The organism is Veillonella dispar, from assembly GCF_900637515.1.
In the GTDB taxonomy this organism is placed as follows: Bacteria; Bacillota; Negativicutes; order Veillonellales; family Veillonellaceae; genus Veillonella; species Veillonella dispar.
In genome coordinates this window covers 1,943,010-1,959,896 of the sequence record NZ_LR134375.1, presented here as the reverse complement: position 1 = coordinate 1,959,896, position 16,887 = coordinate 1,943,010, and the positions used below count along the sequence as shown (strand labels likewise).

15 protein-coding genes are annotated in these 16,887 nt (G+C 40.5%); 13 read left to right on the top strand and 2 right to left on the bottom strand.

Annotated features, from left to right (window positions below):
* The first annotated feature begins 100 nt into the window (after window positions 1-100).
* Window positions 101-1,336, top strand: a complete 1,236-nt coding sequence (locus tag EL171_RS09195; RefSeq protein ID WP_039968864.1) for a DUF445 family protein — start codon at window positions 101-103, stop codon at window positions 1,334-1,336.
* A complete protein-coding gene (locus tag EL171_RS09190) occupies window positions 1,333-2,646 on the top strand; it encodes a DUF445 domain-containing protein (RefSeq protein WP_005385083.1) in 1,314 nt (437 codons plus the stop codon). The genes EL171_RS09195 and EL171_RS09190 overlap by 4 nt, the downstream gene beginning before the upstream one ends.
* Window positions 2,647-2,713: 67 nt before the next feature.
* On the opposite strand, the gene EL171_RS09185 is transcribed toward EL171_RS09190, so the two are convergent.
* Both EL171_RS09185 and EL171_RS09180 read right to left on the bottom strand, forming a co-directional pair.
* The gene (locus EL171_RS09185) at window positions 2,714-4,129 is read right to left on the bottom strand and encodes a sensor histidine kinase (RefSeq protein WP_005385085.1); all 1,416 of its coding nucleotides are present in this window, start codon (window positions 4,127-4,129) and stop codon (window positions 2,714-2,716) included.
* Window positions 4,107-4,781, bottom strand: coding sequence for a response regulator transcription factor (locus tag EL171_RS09180; protein ID WP_005385087.1), 675 nt, complete (start codon window positions 4,779-4,781; stop codon window positions 4,107-4,109). The genes EL171_RS09185 and EL171_RS09180 overlap by 23 nt, the downstream gene beginning before the upstream one ends.
* Window positions 4,782-5,666: 885 nt before the next feature.
* Here EL171_RS09180 and EL171_RS09175 point away from each other — a divergent pair.
* The 11 genes from EL171_RS09175 (at window position 5,667) to EL171_RS09125 (ending at window position 16,686) form a co-directional block, all read left to right on the top strand.
* Entirely contained in the window at window positions 5,667-7,385 is a 1,719-nt protein-coding gene (locus EL171_RS09175; RefSeq protein ID WP_005385094.1) for an FAD-binding protein, read from the top strand.
* A gap of 1 nt (window position 7,386) precedes the next feature.
* Window positions 7,387-8,349, top strand: coding sequence for a succinate dehydrogenase/fumarate reductase iron-sulfur subunit (locus EL171_RS09170; protein ID WP_005385096.1), 963 nt, complete (start codon window positions 7,387-7,389; stop codon window positions 8,347-8,349).
* Window positions 8,349-9,224, top strand: coding sequence for a CoB--CoM heterodisulfide reductase iron-sulfur subunit B family protein (locus EL171_RS09165; protein ID WP_005385098.1), 876 nt, complete (start codon window positions 8,349-8,351; stop codon window positions 9,222-9,224). Before EL171_RS09170 ends, EL171_RS09165 begins: the two co-directional genes overlap by 1 nt.
* Window positions 9,225-9,592: 368 nt before the next feature.
* Window positions 9,593-10,339 carry a BUD32 family EKC/KEOPS complex subunit gene (locus EL171_RS09160; protein WP_005385100.1) on the top strand — a complete coding sequence of 249 codons (747 nt, stop codon included), beginning with the start codon at window positions 9,593-9,595 and terminating at the stop codon, window positions 10,337-10,339.
* A gap of 343 nt (window positions 10,340-10,682) precedes the next feature.
* Complete coding sequence (locus EL171_RS09155; protein WP_009352393.1) at window positions 10,683-10,889, top strand: DUF1659 domain-containing protein; 207 nt, start codon at window positions 10,683-10,685, stop codon at window positions 10,887-10,889.
* Window positions 10,890-11,125: 236 nt separating this feature from the next.
* Complete coding sequence (locus tag EL171_RS09150; RefSeq protein WP_009352278.1) at window positions 11,126-11,347, top strand: DUF2922 domain-containing protein; 222 nt, start codon at window positions 11,126-11,128, stop codon at window positions 11,345-11,347.
* A 161-nt stretch (window positions 11,348-11,508) separates the two neighbouring features.
* The gene (locus EL171_RS09145; protein ID WP_039968871.1) at window positions 11,509-12,096 is read left to right on the top strand and encodes a DedA family protein; all 588 of its coding nucleotides are present in this window, start codon (window positions 11,509-11,511) and stop codon (window positions 12,094-12,096) included.
* A gap of 10 nt (window positions 12,097-12,106) precedes the next feature.
* The gene (locus EL171_RS09140) at window positions 12,107-13,738 is read left to right on the top strand and encodes an ArnT family glycosyltransferase (protein WP_005385106.1); all 1,632 of its coding nucleotides are present in this window, start codon (window positions 12,107-12,109) and stop codon (window positions 13,736-13,738) included.
* A gap of 446 nt (window positions 13,739-14,184) precedes the next feature.
* Window positions 14,185-15,138, top strand: a complete 954-nt coding sequence (locus EL171_RS09135) for an ABC transporter substrate-binding protein (RefSeq protein ID WP_039968872.1) — start codon at window positions 14,185-14,187, stop codon at window positions 15,136-15,138.
* Between the two features lie 10 nt (window positions 15,139-15,148).
* Window positions 15,149-15,901, top strand: coding sequence for an ABC transporter permease (locus EL171_RS09130; protein ID WP_005385117.1), 753 nt, complete (start codon window positions 15,149-15,151; stop codon window positions 15,899-15,901).
* An 11-nt stretch (window positions 15,902-15,912) separates the two neighbouring features.
* Window positions 15,913-16,686 carry an ABC transporter ATP-binding protein gene (locus tag EL171_RS09125; protein WP_005385119.1) on the top strand — a complete coding sequence of 258 codons (774 nt, stop codon included), beginning with the start codon at window positions 15,913-15,915 and terminating at the stop codon, window positions 16,684-16,686.
* Window positions 16,687-16,887: the final 201 nt, after the last annotated feature.

Genomic DNA, 16,887 nt, shown 5'->3' with positions numbered 1-16,887 from the left:
TTCACAAGTTGTTGTAGTCCGTGAAAGTTCGTGGCCTCTATGGTCACTACGTTATATGGGGAGAGTCTATATACGTAATTCAGTAAGTTAGGATCAAGTGATGATGAAAACTAAACCAGTGGCAACCACCCTATTGGTTGTCATGGCTATTATATTTTTAATTTCATATCCACAACGGCAAGATATGTTTTGGGCATTTATCATGCACGTATCTGGGGCCGCTATGATCGGTGGCTTGGCGGATTGGTATGCGGTGACGGCGCTCTTTACAAAACCTTTGGGGATACCTTTTAAGACTGCTATCTTACCACGCAGTAAGGAACGTCTTATACAAATGGGGCGCACTATGCTCAGTGAAGAACTATTGCGCGTGCCTCAAATGTACTATGCCATCAAAAAAGAACGGGTTATGGTCCGCATTATTGAATATGGCATGAGCGATGTAGGACAAGACCAAATGCGGGATATTTTGTACGGTGTAGGCAATCAGGTCTTATCCCATATGGACATTGAACCGATGCGTCAGGAAATCAATAAAGCCATATATAAAGGCGTTACAAACTGGAAGGCGACACCGCTCGTTATCTTGTTTGGCCGATGTATGCTAGAACGCCATACGGCTAGCATTTTCTGGCTTTACTTTAATCGTACTTGTCAGCGCGTCATTGCATCAAATCAGGTATATCCGTATTTGTACCGCGTAATGTTAGACATTATGAAAACCTATACGAAGGATTCCTTCTTTCGTGAATTGGCTATTGCCTTTGGCGGGGATGGGCTTTCACCAGAACGATTGGTAGAAACAGTACAGAAAAAGGCTGTTCAATTCCTTAAGGATAATGAGTCCATCGACTCTGATTTAGGTCGTTACGTATGGGGCCAAGCCATTCGCTTCTTCAATAATTTGGAAACCAATGCAGAGTGGCAAGCTTTCATCGAAGAGCATAAGGATCAATGGATCAAGATGGTTCTCGAAGAATGGGAAGGCAAGCTCATCGATGGTGATACTGTGGACTGGAAACGTCTCATGGACATCGTTATCGGCCGCTTTAATGTGCTCGGTACAGAGATTTTGCTGAACCCAGACAAGCAAGCACCGTTTGAACGATTTTTCTTGTTACGCAGTATTCCGTGGTTACAAAAATTAAACCCTCTCATCGATAAGGTGGTAGGGCAAGAGTTATCTCGATATTCCCCTGATGAAATCACCCAAATTGTACGAGGCAAGATGTACTATGACCTTCAAATGGTTCGTATCAATGGTTCCCTCGTAGGGGCTGTTTTAGGCGGTATATTCTACGGTTTATATCTTTTAGTAGAGGGGGTGCTCAAATGATTCAGTATTTGAAATCCCTTACCTTACGGCAGCGTGCTAACGGCATCCTTGGTTTGACCGCTGTATTGTACTGTTTTGTTTTCATAGGTCAATTTTTCTATGGCCATGAAAGCTGGTATCAGCCGCTTTATTGGGCGGTGCAGTCAGCACTTATCGGCAGTGTGGCGGACTGGTTTGCCGTAACTGCTTTATTCCGTAAGCCACTAGGATTCCCGTATCATACAGCGTTAATTCCTCGCAATAAGGATCGCCTCATCAACGGTGTTATTAAGCTCGTTGAGACAAAGATGCTTACGAAGGAACGGTGTAAAGTATTGTTGAGCAATGTTCAATTTGTACCATTGTTTGAAAAATTCTTGCTATCTCCAGAAGGGCAACGAGCAGCACGCCTTGTAATCCATCAAGGGTTACATCTCTTATGGAAGTCTCAAACGAACGAGGAATGGGCACAATGGGGGGCAAAACGCATCCGTGGATTGCTTCAAAAACATTCTCTTGTACCGGTTTTGAAACATGTGTTGCTCGACTTATGTGAACATAATCGTTATGAAGGTATGGTTGTACAGGTATTGAATGTAATTCAAGAACGTATTAACCATCCAGCTATGGTTACGTGGCTTACAGCGGTTGTAGCAGAAGAGGCGCATAAGAAAAAGCGAAAAGGCTTCTGGTCTGATTTCCTCATCTCTATGTCTGAAGCGACCGATGTGGTGAACTACCATGAACTGGCACAGGCTATCGTTCAAGAGGCCTATGCTATGCTTGAAAATTGGAAGCGCCCAAATAGTCCGGAACGGACTGCATGGCTGCGCCAATGGGTAGACCCAATTCGCCACATAGAAGAGAACCGCGAGGTTTGTGATGCTCTCGATGAAGCGTGGGAACGTTGGATTCGTGAACAAGATTGGGAATCTGTCATTGAAAACCATTTATGCCCTTATGTAGAGGAATTATTACTTGTAGGGGATGAAAATGGGGAAACACCTGCACAAGTTCTCGTGAATATTGCTCTTGAATTGTGGACTGTATATGGCCAATCCGAAGATTTGAGAAACCGTATAGAAGATACATTGCACAATATTGGTATATATGTGCTTGAACAGGGCTATGATCTTATTGAAACCATCATACGCCAGGTTCTAGGCGGCCTTAGCACAGATAAGTTTATTTACTTTATCGAATCTAAGGTAGAGGATGACCTCAGCTGGATCCGTATCAATGGTGCCATTGTTGGTGCTATTGCAGGGCTCGTTGTATGGACCTTCCTCGAATATGTATATATGCCATTATGGCAACAATTCATAGGCTAAAAATTAAATGCTTAATAATTAAGCGCTTCATAATAAAAGGGACTGACCGTTGGTCAGTCCCTTTAGTTTATTCTTCTGTTCTGTTGTACGGTAATCGTACTGTAAATGTAGTTTTTACTTGTGGCTCGCTTGTGGCTGTTACTGTGCCGTGGTGTAAGCTAATAACTTTATTTACAAAGTATAAGCCAAGTCCAATACCGTGATTTGATTTCTTATTTTGAGATTGCTCTGTTTGGTACATGCGATCCCAAATATGCTCAAGGTTTTCTGGCTCGATACCGATGCCGTTATCTGTTACCGTAATAACAAGTTCACCGCCGGCAAGCTTGGCTGAAATGTCGATGGTGGAATTCGTAAACTTGATAGCATTGTCTACCAAGTTTGTAATGGCACGACGTAAGGACACTTCATGAGCCACGATACTCATATGCGGTTGAATATTGGAGGTGATGGAAATCCTTTTTTCTGTATTCTCTGCAACGAGTCGCGTATAGTCATGAACCATATTGGTTAACATCAACGATACATCTACAGGTGCTAAGTTGAGTTCATGCGCATTCTCTAGGCGTGCTACATCGAGCAATTGACTTACGAGGTTAGTCATAAACTTGGCTTGTTCTAAGATATGTGTTAAGCCTTCTCGTAAATCGTCCTCTGTACGGCCGTATTTTAAAGCAAATTCACTTTCTGCTTTAATAACAGCAATTGGTGTACGCAACTCGTGAGATACGTCAGAACTAAACTGTTTCTCCCGATTAGAGGAGTCTTCCAGACCTGAAATCATGCGGTTGAATGTGGTGGTAAGCTCGTAGATTTCATCTCGCGCTGTGCGGGATGGAATATCAATACGGCGGCTCAAGTCATTGTTCTTGCCGATAACCTTAGCTGTTTTCGTCAAGGTTCGGACCGGCTTGAGGCCTTTTTTGATGAATAGATAACCACCTAGTGATGAAATCAACAAGAAGATAACATCACCTAATAATAAACTATATAATAGATTTTCAGTCTTTTTAGAGGCTGTTTTTACCTTTGTAACAGCACGCAAAATACCACGATAGTTTGGTTCGTTAACCGGCGTATCGTAGTAATAGAAGGTGTCGTCACCTACAGCAATTTCTCCAACCTGTCCTAAGGAAAGGACTGTTTGGTTTGGGAAGCCGTCTGGTAAGGCGCCTTTAATAATATAGCCGTCTTGGGTGGAAACAAAGAAGAATGTATTATCTTGGTACGGTTTAAATTTGCGAATATCCGTAGCCATGATCATTGCTTGCTGCTGCAAGCGCTCACGTACTTCTTTGTTATCGGACTCGTGCGTATATGCATAAATCCAGGCAGAGGCAACCATCAAAATGATGAGCAAAAAGATGGTATACCAAGACATAATTTTAAAAGTGAGGGGCAGCCGATTAAATAAATCGGTAGCTGCCCCAGACATGGTGTCTAGATCTCGGTGAGGATCATTAGTTTTCTGTTTTGAGGACATACCCTACTCCACGAACTGTTTGAATGAGTTTTACATTCTCATCAGTATCGATCTTTTTACGTAAATCTTTGATGTATACATCGATAAGATTAGAGTAGCTTTCATAGTCGTATTCCCAAACATGGTCAAGGATTTGTTGACGGGATAATACGATGTTTTCGTTACTTGCTAAATAGAATAAGAGGTCGAATTCTTTAGCAGTCAATGTGATTGTTTCACCATCGCGTTTAACGGTACGTTGTGGCACATTGATTGTAAGCGGACCTACGTGGATATCATTTTGTGCATGGCGCGCATTACGACGAGCCAATGCATAAATACGAGCTGTTAATTCTTCAAGATCGAAAGGTTTTACAAGGTAATCGTCAGCGCCTGTGTTGAGGCCTGTAACTTTATCTTGTAAGGAATCTTTTGCAGTTAAAAGCAATACAGGTGTTGTATTGCCGTCGTTGCGCATTTGTGCAAGAGCGCTAATGCCGTCAAGGACTGGCATCATGATATCCATAACGATAACGTCATAGCTAGATGTATTTACATAATCGATGGCTTGTTGACCATTGAAGCATGTATCAACTGTCATATTCTCTGCACGCAAATATTTGGCCGTAATGCCATTCAGCATTTCTTCGTCTTCTACAAGTAAAATTTTCATTCTCTGTTCTCCTTATGTATGAGTTAAAAATATAGCTCTCCAACTACATTAATATAGTCATTATATATATATGCTTTCATTTTGGTGAAAGCCACAACACCATATAGAGTTGACTATATATATAATATTATATAACTTATTTATCTATTATCATACCTTATACAACAGGAATGAGCAAAAGATGAATGTATATGCGAGTTTATAAGCCTGTTCTTCATGTTTTGAGAGCTTAAAAACGAAGAAAACTTGAAACTTAATGAATTCTGCTAATGAATGAAGATGAACTATATCGAAGATTGCCGTATGCGCATAGATGAACAGGATTTTGCCAATTTTAGCGAGTGTGAAAGAAATCACTAAAAAAACTTATGATAATAATTATCAGAGAGTTAAATACCAATAATAGCCGTAGAAATTTGATGATTTTCGATGATTAAAATCTAGGTAGTTTTAGTAGGAATTTAACGGATATTAATTATTATGAACAGTTTGGTAATCTTATAAAGTCAGTATTAATAAGACTTGTTAAGGGTCTAGCGGAAATAAAAATATACAAAAATTTCGGAACCGAATTACTTTCGTAATATCCTTAACTTCCTGTATGAAATATTCATAAATCTATTTTAAATGTTCATAAGTAAACAAGAAAAATACTAAGTGAAATAAATTATCAGTTAGATTAATCGAAATTAATTATGCATAATAGGGTTTAGACATCATACAAAATGCTCTCTATAATTATATGTAAAGCTATAAGAAAAGTCGCATAAGTATGGGGCTTTTCTTGAAAGAAAAATGATTAGGTTATCAAAAATTTTTATAAGTTTTTGAAATGAGATAGTCTAACAAGTTTTCTTATTAATAGGTAGTTATGAGGAGGTCATTATGGAACAGTTTGATGTTCTAGTAGTAGGTAGCGGTGGCGCTGGTCAACGCGCGGCTCTTGAAGTTGGTCGTCGCAAAGGCTTAAATGTAGCTCTTATTACTAAAATTTTCCCAACTCGCTCTGCAACAGCAATGGCGCAAGGCGGTGTAAATGCATGTTTGAACAACGTTGCAGCTGAAGACACAATCGAAACACATACTTTCGACACAGTAAAAGGTTCTGACTATCTTGGCGACCAAGATGCGATCGAATTCTTCTGCTCTCGTTGTCCAGAAGGCGTACTTGAAATGGACCACATGGGTGCTCCATTCTCCCGTACTCAAGAAAACAAAATTGCGCAACGTAACTTCGGTGGTCAATCCTATCCACGTACTTGCTACTCTGCGGATAAAACTGGTCACGTTATTTTGCACACAACTTACGAACAATGCTTGAAAGAAGGCGTACACTTCTTACAAGAATGGTACCTTTTAGATCTTGTTAAAGACGCAAACGGTCACGTTGGTGGCGCAGTTGTGTGGAACATGAAAGAAGGTCGCGTAGAACAAATTAAAGCAAAAGCAGTTATCTTGTCTACTGGTGGTGCAGGTCGTATTTTCTGGACTCGTACTACAAACCCATTCCTTTCCACAGGCGATGGTATGGCAGCAGCATTCCGCGCTGGTAATGCATTGAAAGATATGGAAATGATCCAATTCCATCCAACTGGTCTTGGTCGTACTGGTATCTTGATGTCTGAAGCGGTTCGTGGTGAAGGTGGTTACCTTCTTAACGCTGAAGGCGAACGTTTCATGAAAAAATATGCGCCTAATAAAATGGAATTAGCATCCCGTGACGTTGTAGCGAAAGCAATCGAAGATGAAATCGCTGCAGGTCGTGGTTTCGGTTCTGGTCTTAACGCATACGTAGTAGCTGACCTTCGTCACTTAGGTCCTGAAGTTATCATTGAAAAACTTCATGGTATCCGTGACTTGGCTATGACTTTCGAACATTGCGATCCATTAGTACAACCAGTACCTATTCGTCCTACATGTCACTATACAATGGGCGGTATCGACGTAGTTGATTACAAAACTTGTGCATGTGAATTGCCTGGTTTGTTCTCCTCCGGCGAAGCTTCTTGTATCTCCATCCACGGTGCTAACCGTTTAGGTGGTAACTCCTTGGCAGACGGCGTAGTATTCGGTAAAGTATCCGGTGCTGGCGCAGCTGACTATGCTGAAACACATGAACAACCTAACGTAGATGCAGAATTAGCTGCAGCTGCAAAAGCTTGGGAAGCTAAATTCACTGAAGTAACAACTCGTGAAGGCGGTCGTCCTGTAGTTGAAATCCGCGATGCATTGGCTGATGCAATGTGGAACAAAGTAGGTATCTTCCGTAATGAAGACGGTATTACTGAAGCATTAAAAGAAATCGATCAATTGATTGAAGATTACAAAACTTGTTATGTAGGTGACCCTGAACGTACTTACAACATGGCATTCGTTAACTATTGTGAAATCGGTTCCATGTTAACAGTAGCTAAAGCTATTGCTATGGGCGCTTTACACCGTCGTGAATCTCGTGGTGCTCATATCCGTGAAGACCATCCAAAACGTAATGATGAAAGATACTTAAAACACTCTTTGATCAAATTGGGTGCTAACGGCGAGTACGAATTGACTGAACGCGACGTAGTGTTCACTAAATACGAACCACAAGAAAGGAAGTACTAAGATGAGACAAATCACCTACCATATTCACCGTTACCAACAAGGTCGCGCGTTTGTACAGACTTTCAAATTCGACTATGAAGCTGACCGTACAATTCTTTGGGGCCTTCAAAAAATTAAAGATACTCAAGATCCAACTTTAACATTCTTGGCAGCTTGCCGTTCCGCAGTTTGCGGCGCTTGCTCCATTCGCGTAAATGGCGAAGCAATGCTTGGTTGCGAAGCTAAAATCGACGAATTAACAGAACGTTATGGTACTGATGAATTGACAATTGCACCTATCGGCAACTTCCGCGTTATCCGTGACTTAGTTGTTGACTGGGAAGCAAAAGTTGATCGTTTGAAAACAGTTGCTCCTTGGATTTTCCTTAAAGCAGAATTCAACGAAGGTGACAAAATCGTTCGCCAAACTCCAGCTGACTTCAAAAAATTCGTTGCTGGTACAGAATGTATCCTTTGTGGTTGCTGCGCATCTGAATGTAACAAATTGACTGCACGTCAAGATGACTTCTTAGAACCATATGTATTCACAAAAGCTAACCGTTTCGTATTGGATAGCCGTGATGATGCACCTATGGCTCACATTCAACCTGCATTCGACAACGGTCTTTGGAAATGCGTTCACTGCATGAACTGTATCTCCCGTTGCCCTAAACACTTAAAACCTGCTCAAGATATTTCCAACTTGCGTAAAGAAGCTACAAAAGCTGGTCTTACTAACAGCAAAGGCGTTCGCCATGCAGTTGCTTTCAAAGACGATCTCTACAAAACTGGTCGCTTGAAAGAAGTTTCTATGAGCTTGAAATCTGATGGTGTTGTTGATTCCGCTAAACAAGCATTCTATGCTTTACGTTTGTGGAAACACAGCAAAATCAATCCATTCGAACTTGTAGTACCTCAAAAACCAGTAAATGGTATTGATGGTGTTCGCAGACTTATGAAAGCAGCTGAGGAGGTAAGCAAATAATGAAATACGCATTTTTCCCAGGTTGCGTTCTTGAAAGCGCTGCCAAAGAAGACTACTTAGCAACAGTTGCTGTAGCTAAAAAATTAGGCATCGAGTTGGAAGAACTTGACGGTTGGACTTGCTGCGGCGCGTCCCACGTTCAAGACATCGCTCCAGAAATTACACTTGCTACAAATGCTCGTAACATTGCATTGGCGGAAGAAAAAGGTTTGAACCTTTTAACTGTATGTAACACTTGTACTTTGATGCTTCGTGAAGCTAAAAACGAGCTTGATAACAACGAAAAAGAAAAGAACGAAGTTAACAAAAAATTAGCTCAAATCGGTAAACAATACCGCGGTACAACTGATATTACTCATTTCTTATGGGTATTGATCCGCGATTACGGTTTGGATAAATTGAAAGCTAAAGTTGTTAAACCTTTAACTGGTTTACGTGTAGCTGAATACTATGGTTGCCATATTCTTCGCCCTCAAACTGAATTGGGCTTCGAAGATTATCAAATGCCTACATCCTTAGCAGATTTGATCTCTGCTATCGGTGCTACACCAATCGACTTCTCCCGTAAACTTGATTGCTGCGGTTTCCATGCTGTATACCCTGCACATGATTCCGTAATGCAAATGACTGGCTCCATCAACAAAGATGCAGCTACAGAAGGCGCAGATTGCGTAGTAACTCCTTGCCCACTTTGCCAAATGCAACTTGATATGTTCCAAAAAGAAGCAAAAGAAGTTGTTGGCGGTGGCAAAGATATGCCAATCTTGCACATGTCCCAATTAGTGGGTCTTGCTCTTGGCATCTCCCCTGAAGAAATGGGCATGCCTAAACGTCACTTAACTGATACTGCAGCAGTGACTAAATTCGTTGGTTAATTTGTTTGATTTAGACATGACCTCAGTTGGTCCTCGTACTGTCTTAAATCTAAACCTATTATCATAATTACCAGAAGAACCCCCTAGCTTAGGCTAGGGGGTTTTTCTTTTGATATCAGGTCATAATTGTAGTATAATAAAAACATTAATTGTATACACTTATATGAGTAACAACTAATGTGTTGTTACTTTTAATTAATTATAGAGATATATAATCTATTTGAATAAGAATGGATATGAACAAATATGAGGCTATGTGTAATGAGTGCACTTACTTAGCCTAGATGGAGAGTTTTGTATTCAATAATTTAGATTCTGTATAAATGGGAGTATTAGTGTTGTAGAGTGTTATACAAGGGGAGGCCATAATGAATGATATGTTATTAGAATATATCGATCGCATGATTGATCAAGAGAAAGACCATCGTGTTTTTCCTGTAGAGTTTAACGATAAAACCTATTATGTAAAGCAAGATATCAGTAATCGCCGCTCTAGTTGGATTAAACCATCTCCTAGAGCTGCCTTTGATTATGAGTTCTATAAAATATCCTTTATAAATACACAGCTACCTGTAGCGCCTGTAATTGCTGGTTTTAGAGAGCATTATTTCGTTACAGAAGGGTCTGGTAAAACATTAACCTATTATAGCGAATTGCCGGCTCAACATCCTGATGATGATAGCTTACAAGATATGGTGACTCATATCTTCTATATCTTTGGTAAAACATTGGGACAACTCCATGACTACGGTTTATCTCATGGTCGTCCTGCCATGAGAGATATTACCTATGATCCTGATACAGATAAGATTACCTTGCTAGACTGGGAAAATGGCCGTCGTTGGCCTGAACTAACACCGCAAGGTTGGGATTTACTTATCTTCGTTCACAGCTACTTGCGCGAAGATAATTTGCCGATTTCTTACCTATATGCCATGATGAATGGTTATAGCTCTGCTCGTACGGCTCGAGATACTGTATTACATGTGAAAGATGTTTTACGTAAACACGAATGTCTCTTTAAATTCTGTCGTATGTTAAATCCATTACACTTTGTGGATACAGAAGCAGCCGTTAAAGCCTATGACTTTATGTTGGCATTGAAAACTGAATAGTGTTGAACTTAAGCGGTTTAACATACCAGTACTATTTTTAATGGCGCTTTATAGTACTCATAGATCTTATAGACCTTTACGGTTCCTATATATAACTAGGAATTGGTAAAGGTCTTTTTGCATTTATAAGAACTTTATTGTTTTAATACTGCTAGAAGTTTAATGAAATCTATATAGTTACTTTTGAAGTTATATAGTTGGTATAAGAAGTATATAGTTACTGCCATAAGTACAGAGTTAGAGCCGTAGTTCCTAGACTTTCACAATGATTACCATAATTACTCTAGAGGGGGTTGTCGAGAGGGACCCTCAGGAATATAAGAGGGTGAAAGGAGGTGATACGATGGCTAACATTAAACGCACTAAATTGGTGTTGCGTTTTAACATCGGCACCGAAGATGCGCCGAAGTACAAAGACGTAACCTATACTCGTGTTGCAGAAGAAGCGTCCGACGATAATGTGAAAACCGTTGGTAATGCGCTGGCAGCCTTGTATGACCACAGCTTGTCCGACGTGGTCCGCGTCAATGAAGTATCCTTAGGACATTAATCACAATGATTAAATTACTTTTGTAGGTGATCCAAACACATCCTTATTGCTAGTTCCTTATATCCTCCCATAGTCGTAACAGGATATAGAGATAGCAAACCCTCACATTCCCATCCTTATTGATATGAATCGTAGATAGATATATTTGATCTGAAGGAAATTACAGAATTTCAAAGCTTATCTTAGTCTATCTAGATTTGAGAACTTGTTTATGAAACGTGAAAGGAGGCGCCCACATGGCGGAAAAACGCGTTGTATATCTTACATTTTCTACGGTCGGTGGTAAAAGCACATCAGTCACAATTAGTGCTCCTCGTGCTGGAATTACTTTACAAGATGCTAAAACAGCGGCTAACGCGCTAGTAGCTAACAAAGTAATCCTTGGTTCTGGTGATGCAGAACTAGCTGCATTTACTACGGCTCGTGAAGTAACAACTCAAACTACTGAATTGCAATAATCGTATACAGTTAAATAGTAAAAAGGCTTTCACCTGTGGTGAGGGCCTTTTTATTATGGTAAAATATAAGGTATACCGAATAGGTATGATAACAATGAAAATGCTATGTGCAAAATTTTGTACATATGGAACCCATATGGGGATTTAAAAGGGGTAAAACAGTGGAATATATCATTTCATTTATGGAAACGTATGGCTATGGAGCCATGTTTATTGCAATGGTTTTGGAAAATGCTAACATTCCTATTCCTAGTGAAATCGTCTTAGGTTTTGCAGGATATCTGATTGCTCAGGGCATATTTGATTTACATACGACTATGGTTGTAGGTATTTTAGCAGGGATTGTAGGCTCTATCTTATCCTACTGGATGGGTGAGCATGGCGGACGTCCACTTCTTTTGAAATACGGCAAATACATATTCTTTAATGAACATAAATTTGAACTCGCTGAAAAGTTGTTTAATAAGTATGGTGGCGCCGCGGTGTTCTTTGGCCGTTTGTTGCCGGGTGTTCGTACATTTATTTCTTTCCCCGCTGGCATGGCTCGTTATCCTATGTGGCATTTTGTCATTTGGACTGTACTAGGCACGATTCCTTGGACCATCCTTCTTGTTTACCTGGGTAAAGTACTCGGTGAAAATTGGAAGGATCTTATCCAATACAATCATGAATTCTTGATTGTTATGATTGTTGTATTCGTTATTATAGCGGCTGTATTGGGCTTTAAATACTATCGTAATCGCCGATAAGGAGGCCCTTATGAAACTTTCACGATTAACGCCAGTTGTATTTATTGTATGGCTTGTTTTTTATCTGTTTGGCAATAATATGTTGCCTGTTACGGATCCTGTGGAATCTAACTATGCGTTAACTGCTAAGGAAATGGTTCTCTCCGGAGACTGGTTGTCACCTCAAATTTACGGCACCTATTGGTACGATAAACCGATTATGATTTATTGGCTCATTGCCATTGGATTTAAAATCTTTGGTATTGCCGATTGGGTGGTTCGTTTACCAAGTGCTATCTTTGGCGCTTTATCTGTAGCGACTATGTATCAATCGACGCGTACTATGAGCGGCAAGTGGGCCCTCGGCTTAATTGCGGCCGGTGTTCTTGGTACATCCCTCATGTTCTGGACCGTAGCTCATGGCGTTATTACGGACATGGTGCTACTTTATACGACGATCATGGTCATGATTTATTCCTATAAGGGGATGGTGGAACAGAAACCACATGCTATGATTGTGGCCTATATCTTTGCAGCCCTCGGGGTGCTCACAAAGGGGCCTGTAGCACTCGTTTTGCCTGGTATGATTTTACTCGTTTTTGCTGGGATCAATCGTTCTTGGTCGATGGTGAAAGCTATCTTTGATTGGCGTGGCATTCTTGCCTTTTGTGTAGTCTGCTTGCCGTGGTATGTGTATATGTACAGCGTTCACGGTCAAGATTTTATCAATGGCTTCTTAGGGCTTCACAATGTAACACGGGCCACACAATCTGAACATCCTGAAGATAATGTGTGGTGGTATTATATCGCAATCTTCCTAGGTGCTTCTTTGCCGTGGACTGGTGCTGTTATTTACGGTATGATTGATGGTTTTAAACAGCGTCATACAGCCTTTATCTATAACATGACTTGGGGTGTTGGGGTCGTTTTGTTCTACACCTTAATGGCTACAAAATATCCTTTATATACATTCGTGAGCTTAGTTCCCTTTAGTGCCATCGGCGCTATGGGCGTTATGAAGATTATACGTAAAGGTAAATCTAGAGCGGTTAAATGGGTCATTATGGGACCTACCTTACTCTTATGGATTGCTTATGTAGCGGGATCATTCTTCGCTCCATGGGGCTTCTATTTCTTGCTCTATGTTGTGGCGGCTGTAGCCGTAATCCTTTTATTCCACGCATGGTATACGAAAAAAGGGTATCGTCTTGTTAGTGTCATTGTCCTAGGTACGATGGTTATTTCTTCCATTGTTGTGGTAGAAGGGTTAGAACCATTTGTAAAACAGCGTAGTAATATCGATGTAGTGCCTGTGGTAGACTCCTATGATGGGGATATCTATTACTACAACGGATACAGTACATCCGCTGTATACTATACAGGTCATAAGATTATTAAAATCAATGGTGATGAAAGTCGCTGGGATGATCGAGATAAAATTAAAAAACGCAGTGCCGAGTGGTCAAAGAAATATCTTATGGAACAAGTTAACGAAGAGGAATTCAACAAGATAATCGCCTCTGGTAAACCTCTAATGCTCATCGTTCCAAAAGGTGAAATCAAGCACTTCCGTCAGTCTACTATCTATCCAAATGTATCTGAGTCTAGCGAAGCTGGTACATCCGAGGTATATGTATTAAATAAAAAGTCTTTCTTCAAGTAAATATATACATATGCGATATCAGTAAATATATAGAGTATAACTAAATATATAGAGTATAACTAAATATATATGAAATAACTTAATACAATGTGTGAATAACGCGCATATAGAAACAGGTAGTATCTGATGGATACTACCTGTTTTGTATTTCGTGAGTATCTTTTGTTTGTTGTGCTAGTAGCTACTAGCTATTAGCTATTAGCTAGTATGCTTATTGTTATATGTGTAGTGGACTGCCTATATTGATACTTTTCGCACCTAAGCAATAATACCTACAATATTACTGTGTTTTATTGACAGAATTAATGCATATTGTTATAGTAGGGTATAAATAAGTTTAGAAGACGAGGTATTCTAAAGCCAGACTTCATCTAGGTTTTAGAAAAGTGCGAAAAATGACATGTGTCAAAAACGCCCCTTGTTATGAGGTAGAAAGAGGGGAAGTTATGAAGAAAACTTGGTATCTAATCATTGCGGTGGTTCTCTTGGTTATTGGTGGAATAGTATATGGCTATCATGAACACAATAAACCAAAAACGGCCCAAGAATTAAAGACTGTACGCGTAGCCTATTTACCAATTACCCATGCATTGCCGGTATTTGCTACAAAAGAACTAGAAACAGCAGATGGATCTGTTCATGTAGAGCTTGTTAAGTATGGATCTTGGCCAGAGCTTATGGATGCACTCAACACAGGTAAGGTAGACGCTGCGTCAGTTCTCGTTGAGCTTGGTGTAAAGGCTCGTGAACAAGGTATTGATGTTCGTGCTGCTGCACTTGGTCATACAGAGGGTAATATTATCATCGTAAATAAGGATATTAACTCTGTTCAAGACTTAAAAGGTAAATCTTTTGCTATCCCTCATAAACAGTCTACTCAAAAAATTCTCGTAGACCTCATGCTTGAACAAGCGGGGCTTTCTGAAAAAGATGTACAAATCGTAGAAATGAGCCCTCCAGAAATGCCTTCTGCTTTATCGGTAGGACAAATTGCTGGGTATAGTGTGGCCGAACCATTTGGCTCTCTAGCTCTTGAAATGGGAAATGGGAAGGTCTTCGAAGATCCTGACCATCTTTGGCATGATAATATTTGCTGTGCTCTTGTGTTTAATGGTCAATTCGTCGATGAACATCATGATTTGGCGAAAGCTTTTACAAAAGCCTATCTCGATGCAGGTAAATACCTAGATGAGCATCCAAAGGCACAAGAGGAGATTTCCTTAAAGTACATGAAATTTAATGATCCAGTTATTGAACGTTCCCTCAAAGTGATTGGGTTTAAAGATTTAGCCCTTACAGAGGACCGTTATAATGCGCTCGTGCATCACATGACACATATTGATTTAATCAAAAAAGTGCCGACCTATTCAGAGTTTGTAGATCAATCATTGTTACCATAGGAGGGGGACTATGAAGAAATATACATATGTGCCAGGTTCGTTTATTGCGGCTTGGTTGATTTGGGAATTAATCGTTCGCCTCGGTGGTTTCAACGAAGCGCTATTGCCAACGCCATATAAGGTATTGCTTGGGTTTGGAGAGCTCATCGGAGATGGCGTTCTATTTAAGGATATTGCAGACAGTTTAGTACGGTTCTTTATGGGCTATCTTATTTCTGTTGTAGCTGGCGTATTCTTTGGCCTTATCTTGGGTTGGTACAAAGGGATTTGGAACTACATCAATCCAATCGTTCAAGTCATTAGACCAATCTCTCCAGTAGCATGGTTGCCATTCATCGTTTTATTTTTCGGTATCGGTCAAGCACCAGCTATCGTTATCATCTTTATCGCAGCATTCTTCCCTGTATTATTGTCCACCGTGTCTGCTATTCAAAATATTGACCCAGTGTACATCAAGGTAGCCCGTAACTTTGGCATTAAACAGCCAGAACTATTATTCAAAATCGTGTTGCCTGCCGTATTCCCAGGCATTGCATCTGGTCTTCACATCGCCCTCGGTACAGCGTGGATCTTCCTTGTAACAGGGGAAATGGTAGGTTCCCAAACAGGCCTTGGCTTCCTCATTATCGATATGAGAAATAACTTGCGTAACGATCTCTTGATGGTAGCCATTTTGACCATCGGTTTCGTTGGGCTTTTACTCGATTGGGGCGTATCCCTCATCGAAAAATGGATTTACAAACGTTGGGGTATTGAGAAATAGGAGGTGGCCTCATGGGTTACATTTCGGTGCGCAATGCACACAAGGAATTTATGAAAGATGGGGAACCACTCACCATTCTTGAAGATGTTAATCTAGATATTGAAAAGGGCGAGTTTATCTGTCTCTTAGGCCCTTCTGGTTCCGGTAAAAGTACGCTATTAAACGCTATAGCAGGCTTTGAGCTCGTTACATCTGGTTCCATTACTATCGACGGTGAAGAGGTGAAAGCGCCTCAACTCAGATATGTAACGGTATTCCAAAACTATGGCTTGTTGCCGTGGCGTACGGTGGAAAGCAATATTGAGCTTGGCCTTGAAAGTAAAAAGGTACCTAAAGAAGAGCGTCCTGCTATTATCGACAAATACGTTAAGATGGTAGGTCTCGACCATGCCCGTAATCGCTACCCTGCAGAACTATCTGGGGGCATGCAACAACGTGTATCCATCGCTCGTGCACTAGCTGTTGATCCAGATATTATCTTCATGGATGAACCACTAGGCGCACTTGATGCACTGACACGTATCAACTTGCAAGACGAAATCTCTCGTATCTGCCGTGAAGAAGGCAAGACGGTTGTATTCGTTACCCACGACATTGAAGAAGCCGTAGTTCTAGCGGACCGCGTTGTAGTACTAGCGGCAAACCCAGGTCGTGTACAAACTATTATCCCTGTAAACATCATCGATAGGACAGACCGTACATCGGCTAACTTTGTTAATATACGGAACCACATCTTTGAACAATTCCAATTAGCAAAAGAAGACAAAATCGAGTTCTATATTTAATTGTTATGGTGTATACTATAAGAAGCTAAAGATTGTAAGTGCTCCACTGAGTGCACAAAAGAAACCATCTAGGGACTGCGACATACCTAGATGGTTTCTTTAATTATAATGGACAAAATCCTAAAATAATGTATACTATAAGTAGCTAAAAGAGTAAGGAGTTCCATTAGTGTACACCTTAAAAGAACCACCCAAGTATTT